This window comes from Streptomyces antimicrobicus, assembly GCF_020532625.1.
Classification (GTDB): domain Bacteria; phylum Actinomycetota; class Actinomycetes; order Streptomycetales; family Streptomycetaceae; genus Streptomyces; species Streptomyces antimicrobicus.
The window spans coordinates 20,580-33,534 of record NZ_JAJAUY010000063.1 but is presented as its reverse complement, the minus strand read 5'-3'; the positions used below and the strand labels follow the sequence as shown (position 1 = coordinate 33,534).

The window sequence follows — 12,955 nt, the reverse complement described above, 5'->3', positions numbered from 1 at the left end:
CGGCGGGGGGGGGGGGCGCTGGTTATCTCTTGGGGTGGGGCGGCCGGGGCCCCGCGGCCCCGGCACGGCGGAAGGCCGCCCCCCCCGGGGAGGGGTGGGCGGCCTTCGCGCGTGTGGTGCCGGTCGGCCCGACGAGCCCGGGGGCTCAGACGGTGGTGACGACGTCGTCGTACGCCAGGCGCGGGGAGCGCGGGAAGCCCGTCTCGCCCGGCTTGCCGATGTTGACGACCATCAGCGGGGTGTGGTCCTCGTCGAGGAACTCCTTCTGCACGCCGGCGAAGTCCAGGCCGGTCATCGGGCCGGCGGCCAGGCCGGCGGCGCGCAGGCCGACGATGAAGTAGGCGGCCTGGAGGGCGGCGTTCACCGTCGCGGACTGCTCGCGGACCGGACGCTCGGCGAAGAAGACGTCCTTGGCCTGCGGGAAGTGCGGGAAGAGCGTCGGCAGCTCCTCGTGGAACTCGTTGTCCGCGGAGAGGATCGCGACGAGCGGGGCGGCGGCGGTCTTGGCCTGGTTGCCCTCGGCCATGTGCTTGACCAGGCGCTCGCGGGCCTCGGGGGAGCGGACCAGGGTGATGCGCAGCGGCGTCTGGTTGAAGGCGGTCGGGCCGTACTTGACGAGGTCGTAGACGGCCTGGATCTGCTCGTCGGTCACCGGCTCGTCGGCGAACGAGTTGGCCGTACGGGCCTCGCGGAACAGCAGGTCCTGGGCGGCGGCGTCGAGAACGAGGGACATCGGAAAGCCTTCTTCCACAGTGCGTGCGGGGTGGTGCGTCGGCACGACTGTACGCCCGGGTTAGATGAAAATTCAACTAAATCGGGGTCCCGGTGACGGGCCTCACACCGGTGGCGCGGCGGGCGGCGCCGTCGCCGCCCGCGCCCCCGCGGAGGGCGACCCGCGGAGCCGGCGGCCACCGAGGCGGCTCGCACCGCCCCGGCATCACGCCTGGTCGTCCGACCCCTCGGCGGCCCGCTCGGCGGACTCCCGGGCGGCCAGCGCCGAGTCCAGCCGGGCCCGGGCCCCTTCCAGCCAGTGCCGGCAGACCTTCGCCAGCTCCTCGCCGCGCTCCCACAGCGCGAGGGACTCCTCCAGCGAGGTGCCGCCGGCCTCCAGCCGCCGGACGACCTCGATGAGCTCGTCCCGCGCCTGCTCGTAACCCAGCGCCGTATCCGTCTCGGCCATTCCTCGAAACCCTCGCAAGTCGTGTGGTGGGTGGTGAAGTCGTGTGGGGTGGTGGGGCGGCTAGGGCAGGGAGTCGACCCGGACGGTGAACTCGCCCTCGGCGACCCGGGCCCGCAGCACCTCGTCCCCGACCTCGTCCGGCGAACGCACCACATGCCCGTCGGAGCGCTGCAGCACGGCGTACCCCCGCTCCAGGGTCGCCGCCGGGGACAGGGCCACCACCCGGGCCAGGGTGTGCGCGAGCTCGGAGTCGGCCCGGTCCAGCAGGTGGCCCAGCGTGCGCCGGCTGCGCGCCAGCAGCGCCTCCAGCTCGTCCTCCCGCGTCTCCACCATCCGCTGCGGATGGACGAAGACGGGACGGGCCAGGGCGTGGGCGAGGCCCCGCTCCTCCCGGTCCAGCAGGCCCCGTACCGAGCGCAGGGCCCGGTCGCGCAGCTGCCGCACCCGCTCCAGCTCCTCGCCGACGTCCGGTACCACCTTCTTGGCGGCGTCGGTGGGGGTCGAGGCGCGCAGGTCCGCGACCAGGTCGAGCAGGGGGGAGTCCGGCTCGTGCCCGATCGCCGACACGACGGGCGTGCGGGCCTCGGCGACGGCCCGGACCAGCTTCTCGTCGGAGAACGGCAGCAGGTCCTCCACGCTGCCGCCGCCGCGGGCCACGATGATCACGTCCACGTCGTCGAGCGCGTCGAGCTCCCGGACGGCCTGCACCACCTGGGGCACGGCGTGCACGCCCTGGACCGCGACGTTGCGCACCTCGAAGCGGACGGCGGGCCAGCGGCGGCGGGCGTTCTCCAGGACGTCGCGTTCGGCGGCGGAGGCGCGGCCGACGACCAGGCCGATCCTCTGGGGGAGGAAGGGCAGGGGCTTCTTGCGGTCCAGGGCGAACAGCCCCTCGGCGGCCAGGGCCCGCTTGAGCCGCTCCAGGCGGGCCAGCAGCTCGCCGATGCCGACGGGCCGTATCTCGGTGGCCCGCAGACTCAGCTGGCCGCGCGGCGCGTACCACTCGGGCTTGGCCAGCAGCACCACCCGCGAGCCCTCGGTCACCGCGTCGGCGACCTCGTCGTAGACCTGCCGGAAGCAGGTGACGCTGACGGAGATGTCGTGCGAGGGGTCGCGCAGGGTCAGGAAGACCACCCCCGCGCCCGGCCGCCGCGACAGCTGGGTGATCTGCCCCTCGACCCACACCTGTCCGAGCCGCTCGATCCAGCCCCCGATGAGCCGGGACACCTGACCGACGGGCAGCGGCGCCTCGGCCGACGTATTCAGACCCATGCAGGAAGGCTAACGTCCCCCGCCGACACCGCCCCTGGCCCACCCGAAGGTGTCGGCCCTCCGGACCGGGCCCCTGGCACGACTCGACCTGTCGAAGCCTTCCGGTCGGGCCGCGGCGAGGGTCGGGGATGGCTGGCCCCTGGACACGACTCGACCTGTCGAAGCCTTCCGGTCGGGGGCCGGGGCCGGGGGCGCAGGGTGGGGATGGCCGGGACGTAAAGCGTGATTTGTGGCGAACCCACGCCTGAACGGTCTTATCCGCCGGAGCGCCATAAATCATGCAGTCCCGGCCACCCCACCCGGAGCCCCCGGCCCCGGCCCCCGACCCCAGCGGCCGCGCCCGGGGGCCCCGCCCTGGCCCCGGCTCGGGGGAGGGCCCGGGGCGGCCCGGGTGGTGGCCTCGGTCCCAGGAGGGCCTGGGGCGGTGGCCCCCGAGGTGCGCGGCGCTGGCTGGGGCCGGGGCGGTGGCCCCGAGGGTGTGCGCGGCCCCGGCCCGGCTTCGGGCAGGGCCCAGGGCGGCCCGGCCCGGGCTTCGGGCAGGGCCCGGTGTGGTCCGGGCTTCGGGGAGGGCCCGGGGCGGCCCGGCTCCGGCTTCGGGGAGGGCCGGGGTGGTAGCCCCGAGGCTGCGCGGGGCCCCGCCCTGGCCCCGGCGCCGGCTCCGGCTGGGGCCGGGGCGGTGGCCCCGAGGGTGTGCGCGGCCCCGGCCCGGGCTTCGGGCAGGCCCAGGGCGGCCTGAGCCAGGCTTCGGAGAGGGCCCGGGGCGGCCCGGCTCCGGCTTCGGGGAGGGCCGGGGCGGTAGCCCCGAGGGTGCGCCCCGGCCCAGGCCCGGAAGGGCCGGGCCCCGGCTCCGGGGAGGCCCCGGGCCGCAGCCCCGCGGGGCCTAGGCCCCGCCCCCGCCCCGGGGGCCCGGCCCCGCCACAGGCACGCCCCGCCGCCGCTGCGCCACGAGCACGATCAGGCCGGCGGCCAGCCAAACCGCCCCCACCACCTGCGCCGCACGCGAGGCCGTGGCGATCACCGCCAGGGTCACACCGGCCCCCAGCACCGGCACGACCAGGTGCCGCCACCAGCTGGGCGGGCCCCCCGCCCGGCGGACCACGAACCACCCCACCACCGACGCGTGCAGCATCGTGAACGCCACCAGCGCCCCGACGTCCACCACCGACACCAGGTGGTCCAGCCCGTCGTCCCGCCGCGCGGCCCACACCGCCGCGACCGTCGTCACCCCCGCCGCCACCAGCAGCGCCACCCGCGGCGTCCCGCCCGACGTCCGGGCCAGTCCCCGCGGCAGCCTCCGCTCCCGGGCCATGGCGAACAGCAGCCGCCCGGCCGCCGCCTGCCCGGCCAGCGCCGCGAACGCCGCCCCGACCGCCTTGCCGGCCGCCACCAGGTCGTGCAGCCACGGCCCCACCGCCGCGTCCACGGTGTCGTAGAACGCCGCCCCCTGCCGCCCGGGCTCCGCCGCCAGCTCCGCGGCCGTCATCGGCGCGAGCAGGGCCGCCAGGTACGTCTGGACGATGAACAGCCCCCCGGTCAGCGCCAGGCAGAACAGCACCGCCCGGGCCACCCGCCGCGACCCCCCGGTCACCTCCTCCGCGAACGAGGCGATCGCGTCGAAGCCCAGGTACGACAGCACCGCCACCGACACCGCCCCGAGCACCGCCGCCACCGAGAATCCCGGCGATCCGTCCCCGGTGAGCGGCGACAGCCACCCCCGCTGGGCGCCGTCACGTACCAGCACCACCACCGCGGACACCACGAACACCACCAGCACCACGATCTCCAGGGCCAGCACGGCGAAGCCGACCCGCGCCGCCGCCCGTACGCCCCACAGGTTCAGCAGCGTGGTGACCAGCACCGCCAGCGCCGTCCACACCCACGCGGCCACCTCCGGCACCAGCGCGTTCAGCGCGATCCCGGAGAAGAGGTAGGCCACGGCCGGGATCAGCAGGTAGTCCAGCATCGCCATCCACCCGGCGATCAGCCCCGCCCCCTCGCCCAGGCCCTTGCGCGCGTACGCGAACACGGACCCGGCCTGCGGTGCCACCCGCACCATCTGCGCGTAGGAGAAGGCGGTGCAGGCCATCGCGACCGTCGCGACCACGTACACCAGCGCCACCGCGCCGTGCGACCGCGCGTCCAGCGTGCCGAAGATGCCGACCGGCGCCATCGGCGCGATGAACAGCAGCCCGTAGACCACCAGGTCCCGGAACCCCAGACTCCGCCGCAGCGCCCCGGAGCCCGGCCCCCGGGCCGGATCCGTCTCCACGGCCGTGTCCGCAGCGGGCGGCGCCATCGATCCTCCCGGCAGGTGAGGGGGGCCGGTGCGGCTCGCACACCGACCGATGTCGATCAAGTGTGCGCCGACCGGCCGACGATCGGCCTGCTGGGGACCCCCGTACGATGGAGCCCATGACCGCTCCCGCTTCCCGCCGTGTCCTGCTCGCCGCCCCCCGTGGTTACTGCGCGGGTGTCGACAGGGCCGTGATCGCCGTCGAGAAGGCTCTCGAGCAGTACGGCGCCCCGGTCTACGTCCGGCACGAGATCGTCCACAACAAGTACGTCGTCCAGACCCTGGAGAAGAAGGGCGCGATCTTCGTCGAGCGGACCGAGGAGGTGCCGCCGGGCAACATCGTGATGTTCTCCGCGCACGGCGTCGCCCCGACGGTCCACGAGGAGGCCCGCCGCGGCAAGCTCGCCACCATCGACGCCACCTGCCCCCTGGTCACCAAGGTGCACAAGGAGGCGATCCGGTACGCGAACGAGGACTTCGACATCCTCCTCATCGGCCACGAGGGCCACGAGGAGGTCATCGGCACCTCCGGCGAGGCCCCCGACCACATCCAGATCGTCGACGGCCCGGCGGACGTCGAGAAGGTCCAGGTCCGCGACGAGTCCAAGGTCGTCTGGCTCTCCCAGACCACCCTTTCGGTGGACGAGACCATGGAGACGGTGGACGCGCTGAAGGGGAAGTTCCCGCTGCTCGTCTCGCCGCCCAGCGACGACATCTGCTACGCCACCCAGAACCGCCAGACGGCCGTCAAGAAGATGGGCGCCGACTCGGACCTGGTCATCGTCGTCGGTTCGAAGAACTCCTCGAACTCCATCCGCCTCGTCGAGGTCGCCAAGGACGCCGGCGCGCGCGCCGCGTACCTGGTCGACTTCGCGAGCGAGATCGACGAGGCCTGGCTGGAGGGCGTCACCACCGTCGGCCTGACCTCGGGCGCCTCGGTGCCGGAGGTGCTGGTCGAGGAGGTCCTGGAGTGGCTGGCCGCGCGCGGCTACGCCGACGTGGAGCTGGTCAAGACGGCCGAGGAGTCGATCACCTTCTCGCTGCCCAAGGAGCTGCGCCGCGACCTGCGGGCCGAGGCCGCCGAACTGGTCGCCGACCAGTAAGTCCTTTCGTACCGTATGTCCCATGCAGATCATGGGTGTGGACATCGGTGGATCGGGCATCAAGGGCGCTCCGGTGGATCTGGAGCGCGGCGACCTGGCGCAGGAGCGCCACAAAGTACTGACACCGCACCCGGCCACCCCCGAGGGGGTGGCCGGGTGCGTCGCGGAGGTCGTCCGGAACTTCGCGTGGGACGGCCCGGTCGGGGTCACCTTCCCGGGCGTGGTGACCGACGGCGTCATCCGGTCGGCGGCGAACATGGACAAGTCCTGGATCGGCACGGACGCGTGCACGCTGCTCTCGCGCGAGCTGGGCGGCCTCCCGGTCACCGTCCTCAACGACGCGGACGCCGCCGGCGTCGCCGAGATGACGTACGGGGCCGGCCGCGGCCGCGCGGGGACGGTCCTCGTGCTCACGCTCGGCACGGGCATCGGCAGCGCCCTGTTCACGGACGGCCGGCTGGTGCCGAACACCGAGCTGGGCCACCTGGAGCTGCACGGCCACGACGCCGAGACCCGGGCCTCGGTCAAGGCCAAGGAGGACGGCGACCTCAGCTGGGAACGCTGGGCCAAGCGGCTGCGGCGCTACCTCGCGCACGTGGAGATGCTGTTCTCGCCCGACCTGTTCATCCTCGGCGGCGGCGTCAGCCGCAAGGCGGACCGCTTCCTGCCGCTGCTGGACGGCATCCGGGCGGAGATCGTGCCGGCGGCGCTGCAGAACAACGCGGGGACCGTGGGCGCGGCGATGGCGGCGCGGGGCGGGGCGGCGGGGCGGTAGGGGGGGGCGGAGTCCCCGGCCCCTGACCCCTGGGCCTCGGCGTCCGGGGCGCGGGCCTCGGCCCCGGCCCCGGGCGGCGCTACGGCACGGGCCGGGGCCCGTGCCTGTGCCCGTGCCTGTGCCCGTGCCCGGGCCCCGGCCTCGACCCCGCCTCAGCCGAGACGGCGCTGGGGCATCCGCCTGCGCCCCACCAGCACGGCCTTGCGGACCACCACGATCAGCGCGGCGACCAGCGTCCCGGCGTAGAGCCATCCCGCGTTCAGGCTGAGCGCCGTCACGAGGCCCATCAGCCGCGCCCCGAACCCGCCCGAGCCCTCGGCGATGAACCAGGCGCCGACGGCGAAGGCGATGGGCGCGGCGATGGGCGCGGTGATCAGGTCGGCCGGCCGCACCCACAGGGCGGTCGCGGCCGCCGCGGGCAGGAACAGCACGCCGTAGCCGACCATGGAGGAGTCGAAGACCAGCCAGTCGATCCCGGCCGCCAGCACCATGGCCACCACGGCGAACAGCCCCCCGCCGAGCCCGGTCAGCTTCGGCCGCGGCAGCCGGCGGCCCGAGCGGGCGTGCGGGCCGGTACGGGGCCCGGGGCGGAGCCCCGCGCGCGAGCGCGGGCGGGAGCCGGCGCGGGGGCCGGTCCGCAGGCCGGCGCGGGGCCCGGTGCGCGGCCCCGGGCGTGGCCCGGGCACCACGGTGCCCGCGGGGCCGCCACTCGCCGGGCGCTGCGCAGGGTGATGATCTGACCGCGTCGTGTATCGCTCCACGGCACGAGGCTAGGCGCCGTACCCCCTCGGAGCCCCGTGGGACACGCGTAAACTGTTTGTCGGCCCATGCCCGGGCCGTACCCTCCAGCAGCTACGGGAAGTCGCCAACGTGTCGCTCACGATCGGAATCGTCGGCCTGCCGAATGTCGGCAAGTCGACCCTGTTCAACGCCCTGACCAAGAACGACGTGCTGGCGGCCAACTACCCGTTCGCCACGATCGAGCCGAACGTCGGCGTCGTCGGCGTGCCGGACGACCGCCTGGCCAAGCTGGCCGAGGTCTTCGGCTCCCAGCGCATCCTCCCCGCGACGGTCGACTTCGTCGACATCGCCGGCATCGTGCGCGGCGCGAGCGAGGGCGAGGGCCTGGGCAACAAGTTCCTCGCGAACATCCGCGAGTCCGACGCGATCTGCCAGGTCATCCGCGCCTTCAAGGACGAGAACGTCGTCCACGTCGACGGCAAGGTCTCGCCCAAGGACGACATCGAGACGATCAACACCGAGCTGATCCTCGCCGACCTCCAGACCATCGAGAAGGTCCTGCCGCGCCTGGCGAAGGAAGCCCGCATCAAGAAGGACGTGGCCCCCAAGGTCGCGGCCGTCGAGGCGGCCAAGGAGATCCTGGAGCGCGGCGACACCCTGTTCTCCCAGGGCATCGTCCAGGGCTCCGAGAACGCCGAGCTCCTCCACGACCTGCACCTGCTCACCACGAAGCCCTTCCTCTACGTCTTCAACGTCGACGAGGACGAGCTGACGGACGAGACCTTCAAGGCCGAGCAGCGCGCCCTGGTCGCCCCCGCCGAGGCGATCTTCCTGAACGCCAAGCTGGAGGCCGACCTCGCCGAGCTCGACGAGGCCGACGCCATGGAGCTCCTGCAGTCGGTCGGCGCCGAGGAGCCGGGCCTCGCCACCCTGGCCCGCGTCGGCTTCGACACCCTGGGCCTGCAGACGTACCTGACGGCCGGCCCGAAGGAAGCCCGTGCCTGGACCATCAAGAAGGGCGCCACGGCCCCCGAGGCGGCCGGCGTGATCCACACGGACTTCCAGAAGGGCTTCATCAAGGCCGAGGTCATCCACTTCGCCGACCTCATCGCCTGCGGCTCGGTGACCGAGGCCCGCGCGGCGGGCAAGGCCCGCATGGAGGGCAAGGACTACGTGATGCAGGACGGCGACGTCGTCGAATTCCGTTTCAACGTCTGACCCAGGCGCGAGCCACCCAAGAAGGGGCCGACTCCTCCGGGAGCCGGCCCCTTCGCGTCTGCGCTGCACTCGGTCGCTGCCTCCGCCTTCTGCCCTGGTGCGGCCCGCCTGCGCCGCACCCAGGAGAACGGCGGAGCACTGTGTCGTGAGCCGGATCGGAGTGGCTGGAGTATGCGGAAGGCGCTCCCCGCTGGGCGTCGGTGTGCAGCACGCACAAGATTCCGTTTGAAGGGTGCATCGCACCAAACCTGCTGCGCTCAAAGGGGCCTGAGGGCGTGTCACCCCTCTTGGTAGGGTCTCGCCAGCGACAGCGGTCCTGCCTCGACTCGCCACCACGCCATGTGCGATGGGCGGCAACGCCGGTGATGTGCACCGGTACGCCTTGGGCGAGTGACGTGAGCGGACTGATGCCGCCTCGGACACACCAGGCCAGTGCCAGGGCGAGCCGAGGGGGAGAGCGGGGAAAACAGCGGGACCGATCTCCTCGAACCGGATCAGAAGGTCCGGACATTCCTGCCTTCGGACAGCGAGAGAGATCGGAGACCACCCATGGCATTACCGCTCACAGCGGGTGAGACGGTACTTCCCCGCCCGGTTCAGTTACTGCCGAAGCCTGCGTTGACGGCCGCAACCCAAAAGCTCGCGGACAAGCTCGTCGAGCGTTTCAAGATGAGGGAGCCCGCCGCGCTCGCCCTCGCCCAGGCGGCAGTGGATCCTTCCGCCGCCCGCCAAGCCGCGGAAGCACCCGAGCGCCTGCCCGTGCCGGGCGGCCTCATCCTGGCGATCCGGACGGAGGTATGGGCCCGGCGCATCGTTCCCGACCCACAGAACCCACGCACCGGGCCGTCTCGTCGGCACTCCGTGTCCGACATGATCGGTAAGGGGGAGAGCACGCGTTTTCGCCCGTTGGCCGAATCGACGGCGGCGCCGGACGGCCGGCCCGAGCTCCTTCAGAAGCTCGCCAATCAGGAGCACCTAGCCTGGGCGGCCCAACAGGCCAAGGAGTACGTGCTCGATCACAACGACTGGCGTGATTCGATTCGTAACCAGGGCGTGATGACGGAAGTCTGGCTCGCCGCCACGACGTTCCAGCACCAGGACGACACGTCTGATGTGACCGTTCCCGTCACTGCCGAAGGATCCAGTCGTGTGACCTCCGTCCACGACTTGCTCGGTATCCGGTCGGCCGACGTGCCGTACGTCCAGGACGTGGCCAAACTTCGGTCCCACATCCGCAAGCTCAACGAAGCGGTGTCCGAGGCGGAGGACCCGGAACAGATCGATCCCGAGCTGGCCGTCATGCTCCGCTGCGAGAAGTTGCCCGCCCTCCTCCTGGTCGGGTTCGAGCCGAACAACGGGACCACGGCCGACTTCGGTGTCGCGGTGAAGTCGCTGGTGGCTCTGCGTCACGTGGACTACCCCAAGCCGTGGGGAGAGGCTGCTGAGAACGAGGCCCTTGCCGACGCGGTGGTGGACGAGATCGAACGGCAGCGACTCATCACCAAGGCGAGGGCGGACTGGCTTCGCGGGGCGCTCACGCCGGAACAGGCGCGGGCGGCGGGTTTCAGTGCCGACCCCACCACGCGGGCGGCCGCGATCGTCCGGCTGTTCTCCGAACGCGACCAAGCTGTCCACTCGGCGGTCAGGGTCGCCATCACCAGCCAGAGCACACGCAAGAACATCACGACGAAACTGCTCCTCGACGTTGCGTCGTCCCTGGTCATGCGCTCCGTCACCGAAGAGGACGGCCGCAAGCGCGAACGGATGCGGAAGTATCTGAAGTCGGCGTTCTCCGGGGAGCTGGCCAAGGACTGGCAGGCGACGTTTCGCACGGCGGACGAGCTCGCCGCAGCGGCTCTGGGCGAGGTGCAAGAAGGTGAGCCCGGTCCGGCCACCCGCGAACTGGCGGCGCGCTGTGCCTATCCGCTCGTGATCAACGGCCAGATCGCCGCCGACCGAGGTACGTCGGACAACGACCAACCCGACCGCCGCCACCCCGGTGAGGTGATCGACCGCATGCGAGGCTCGGCCCACGGGGTGCACCAGTTGGCGCAGACCCTGCACGACTTCTCCGGTGGACGTAGGGCCCGTAAGGTCGACGAGTCCGGGCAGATCGTCCGAAACCCGAATGGGCGGGATGTTCTGGTCAGCGACTCGGATCTCCGGCGCACCTTTCCCCCAGCCGGCGTCGGCCCGTCCCTGACTCCGGCTCCGCAGAACCCGGCCGAACTCCTCGGTAATGCGCTGCACGGCCTTGCCGTGGCCGTTCAGGAGTTGGAGGCCGCCGTCAAGGCGGTGGAAGGCGTCAAGTCGGACGACGGCACCCGAGTGATCGACTCACTCGGGGCCGACAAGGGCGACTGTGAAGCATGGCGGAATGTCTTGCAGGACGTCTTGTTCAAACTTCCGCTCTGGCAGCAGCTCAGTATCAGGCGACACGGTCCGCATCCCGACGAATCAAACGACTCGGACGACGATTTCGGGGACGACGCCTTCGAGGAAGACTTCGCAGACGATTAGCGAAGCCCGGTGGGTGCCGTCCGAAGCACGGACGCCACCCACCGTGGAGTCGATCCTGACGCGACACGGACGATCCGCGAACCCCACCTCCCCACGGTCGAGGGCGGCAACGCCGAATCTGCGAGCCACTGCTTCCAGGTCGGCACGTCTCGGGGGTAGCGGGTCTTTCGATGCCGCTTGCAGCCACGTCGGGCAGGGCCCGAAAGGCGTCAAGTGGGTGTGCCGGGGATATCCCGCCCACCTTTGTCGATCACTCGTGGCCTGATACGGCCGTGAGCTCAACGCTTGGGTGAAGCACGTCTTGCAATTCCTTCATGGTCGTGAGCGAGAACTTGTGGCTCTGATCGAGACGAGCAGTACCTCCGACTTCTCCGGAGCCGCATGCCGGGGCTCGGACGTCGACCTCTACCACCCGTCCGACCGGCAGAGGCCGCAGCCGGAGACATTGGCCGGCTGCGCCCGCTGCGGGGTGCGCCTGGACTGCCTCGCGGTCGCGCTGCGAGCCGAGGATCCTCAGGCGAGATCGGGATGGTACGGCGGCTTCGGACCGGAAGACCGGGACGCCATCGCCGCCTTGCTGCCTCTTCCTCGCGACGAGGCCCTGTCGGACCGCGTCCGCACCGCCAGGAGGCTGGTTGACGACGGTTGGCTGATCAACGACGTCGCCGAGCTGTTGGGCTGCTCCCGTCGAACCGTACAGCGGTATCTGCGCTGACCACCCGGCCACTGAGGCCGTGGGCGACCGGCCCCCTGCGTCACAGGCCCCGGATCGTCGCGACGGTGAAGGTGGTCGGGGTGCCGGTGGACGGGGTCATGGGGCCGCCCTTGTCGAACTGGGAGCGGACCACCAGGGTGCGGCCCCGGGTGTGGGTGAGGGTGGTGGGGATCTGGAGGTTCGGGTCCGTCAGGGTGCGGGTCAGGTGGGCGTGGGTGGCGTCGTCGGTCAGGCGCCAGCGGGTCAGGGTGTTGGTGGTGTTGTGCGCCACCCGGAGGGTGCCGTCGGGGGAGAGGTGCAGGCCGTCGGCGTGCTTCAGGTCGCCGCCGTGGAGCGTGACCTCGCTGCGGGCGCCCGTGCGCAGGTCCACGCGGTGCAGGACGCCCGCCGTCATGTCGACCGCGAGCAGCCAGCGGCCGGCCGGGTCGGAGACGATGCCGTTCAGGCCGATCGCGCCCGGGGCGACGGGCAGGGTGTACGCCGGCTCCAGGGCGCCTGAGCCCTGCGCCAGCTGGGCGGGCGTCACGCGGTGGATCGTGCCGCGCAGGCTGTCCGTGAGGTAGGCCGTGCCGTCCGGGGTGATCGTGAGGTCGTTGACGAAGAACGGGGCGGAGCCCGGCACCTCGAAGTGGGCCAGCCGGGTGCGGCTGCGGGGGTCGTAGACCGCGACGCCCGTGGTCGAGTCCGTCACCCACAGCCGTCCGTGCGCGTCGACGCGCAGCCCGTTCGCCGTGTCGCGGCCGTCGGTGCCGGCCGGCAGGAAGACCTCCGCCGTGGCCCGGCCGGGTCGGGCGCGGTAGACGGTGCCGTCCGCGTACGAGCCCACGTACACGTCACCGGTGCGGGCGTCCTGGGCGATGCCCTCGGGGTAGACCTTCGCGCCCGGCAGGACGAACGCCGTCGCGACGCGGCCGCCCTGCGTCGCGGCCCCGGCCGGGGCCGCGGCCGCGAGCGTCCCCGCCGCCAGCGCCGTCACCGCCAGGGCCGTCCCCGCCACCGTCCTCAGGGCCTTCGCGCCGCCTGCGGGTCCCGTCAGGTGCCCCTTCGCGTGCCCCTTCGCGTGCCCCTTCGTGTGTCCCATCGCATGCGCCTTCCTGTGCCGCTTCATGTGCTTGCTTCCTCGTCCCCCGGTGCCTGC

The 12,955-nt window shown here is 72.5% G+C and carries 11 protein-coding genes; 5 read left to right on the top strand and 6 right to left on the bottom strand.

Annotation, left to right across the window (positions count from 1 at the left end):
• Positions 1–145: 145 nt before the first annotated feature.
• The 4 genes from LG632_RS17225 to LG632_RS17210 all read right to left on the bottom strand — a co-directional run bounded on the left by LG632_RS17225 (position 146) and on the right by LG632_RS17210 (position 4,748).
• On the bottom strand, positions 146–733 hold the full coding sequence (locus LG632_RS17225) for a malonic semialdehyde reductase (RefSeq protein WP_226728201.1): 588 nt from the start codon (positions 731–733) through the stop codon (positions 146–148).
• A 204-nt stretch (positions 734–937) separates the two neighbouring features.
• Positions 938–1,180 carry an exodeoxyribonuclease VII small subunit gene (locus LG632_RS17220; RefSeq protein WP_226728200.1) on the bottom strand — a complete coding sequence of 81 codons (243 nt, stop codon included), beginning with the start codon at positions 1,178–1,180 and terminating at the stop codon, positions 938–940.
• A 60-nt stretch (positions 1,181–1,240) separates the two neighbouring features.
• Positions 1,241–2,452, bottom strand: a complete 1,212-nt coding sequence (xseA, locus tag LG632_RS17215) for an exodeoxyribonuclease VII large subunit (protein WP_226728199.1) — start codon at positions 2,450–2,452, stop codon at positions 1,241–1,243.
• A gap of 880 nt (positions 2,453–3,332) precedes the next feature.
• The gene (locus tag LG632_RS17210; protein WP_226728198.1) at positions 3,333–4,748 is read right to left on the bottom strand and encodes an APC family permease; all 1,416 of its coding nucleotides are present in this window, start codon (positions 4,746–4,748) and stop codon (positions 3,333–3,335) included.
• A gap of 107 nt (positions 4,749–4,855) precedes the next feature.
• Between LG632_RS17210 and LG632_RS17205 the strand changes: the two genes are divergently transcribed.
• Both LG632_RS17205 and ppgK read left to right on the top strand, forming a co-directional pair.
• Entirely contained in the window at positions 4,856–5,848 is a 993-nt protein-coding gene (locus tag LG632_RS17205; protein WP_226728197.1) for a 4-hydroxy-3-methylbut-2-enyl diphosphate reductase, read from the top strand.
• 22 nt (positions 5,849–5,870) lie between these two features.
• Entirely contained in the window at positions 5,871–6,623 is a 753-nt protein-coding gene (gene ppgK / locus LG632_RS17200) for a polyphosphate--glucose phosphotransferase (RefSeq protein WP_226728196.1), read from the top strand.
• Positions 6,624–6,775: 152 nt separating this feature from the next.
• Here the strand turns inward: ppgK and LG632_RS17195 are convergent, their stop codons facing one another.
• Positions 6,776–7,384, bottom strand: coding sequence for a DUF6542 domain-containing protein (locus tag LG632_RS17195; RefSeq protein WP_226728195.1), 609 nt, complete (start codon positions 7,382–7,384; stop codon positions 6,776–6,778).
• Positions 7,385–7,493: 109 nt separating this feature from the next.
• On the opposite strand from LG632_RS17195, the gene ychF reads away from it, so the two are divergent.
• The 3 genes from ychF (at position 7,494) to LG632_RS17180 (ending at position 11,817) form a co-directional block, all read left to right on the top strand.
• Positions 7,494–8,582 carry a redox-regulated ATPase YchF gene (gene ychF, locus LG632_RS17190; protein WP_226728194.1) on the top strand — a complete coding sequence of 363 codons (1,089 nt, stop codon included), beginning with the start codon at positions 7,494–7,496 and terminating at the stop codon, positions 8,580–8,582.
• Between the two features lie 549 nt (positions 8,583–9,131).
• Complete coding sequence (locus LG632_RS17185; RefSeq protein ID WP_226728193.1) at positions 9,132–11,102, top strand: hypothetical protein; 1,971 nt, start codon at positions 9,132–9,134, stop codon at positions 11,100–11,102.
• Between the two features lie 334 nt (positions 11,103–11,436).
• On the top strand, positions 11,437–11,817 hold the full coding sequence (locus LG632_RS17180; protein ID WP_226728192.1) for a WhiB family transcriptional regulator: 381 nt from the start codon (positions 11,437–11,439) through the stop codon (positions 11,815–11,817).
• Between the two features lie 40 nt (positions 11,818–11,857).
• Here LG632_RS17180 and LG632_RS17175 read toward each other — a convergent pair whose 3' ends face one another.
• Positions 11,858–12,898 carry an SMP-30/gluconolactonase/LRE family protein gene (locus LG632_RS17175; protein WP_226728191.1) on the bottom strand — a complete coding sequence of 347 codons (1,041 nt, stop codon included), beginning with the start codon at positions 12,896–12,898 and terminating at the stop codon, positions 11,858–11,860.
• Positions 12,899–12,955: the final 57 nt, after the last annotated feature.

What these genes read in the sequence shown, in the direction of transcription:
- LG632_RS17185 (WP_226728193.1), top strand. Translation starts at nt 9,132, where the DNA reads ATGGCATTACCGCTCACAGCGGGTGAGACGGTACTTCCCCGCCCGGTT.
- LG632_RS17225 (WP_226728201.1), bottom strand. Translation starts at nt 733, where the DNA reads ATGTCCCTCGTTCTCGACGCCGCCGCCCAGGACCTGCTGTTCCGCGAG.
- xseA (WP_226728199.1), bottom strand. Translation starts at nt 2,452, where the DNA reads ATGGGTCTGAATACGTCGGCCGAGGCGCCGCTGCCCGTCGGTCAGGTG.
- LG632_RS17220 (WP_226728200.1), bottom strand. Translation starts at nt 1,180, where the DNA reads ATGGCCGAGACGGATACGGCGCTGGGTTACGAGCAGGCGCGGGACGAG.
- LG632_RS17210 (WP_226728198.1), bottom strand. Translation starts at nt 4,748, where the DNA reads ATGGCGCCGCCCGCTGCGGACACGGCCGTGGAGACGGATCCGGCCCGG.
- LG632_RS17175 (WP_226728191.1), bottom strand. Translation starts at nt 12,898, where the DNA reads ATGGGACACACGAAGGGGCACGCGAAGGGGCACGCGAAGGGGCACCTG.
- ppgK (WP_226728196.1), top strand. Translation starts at nt 5,871, where the DNA reads ATGCAGATCATGGGTGTGGACATCGGTGGATCGGGCATCAAGGGCGCT.
- LG632_RS17205 (WP_226728197.1), top strand. Translation starts at nt 4,856, where the DNA reads ATGGAGCCCATGACCGCTCCCGCTTCCCGCCGTGTCCTGCTCGCCGCC.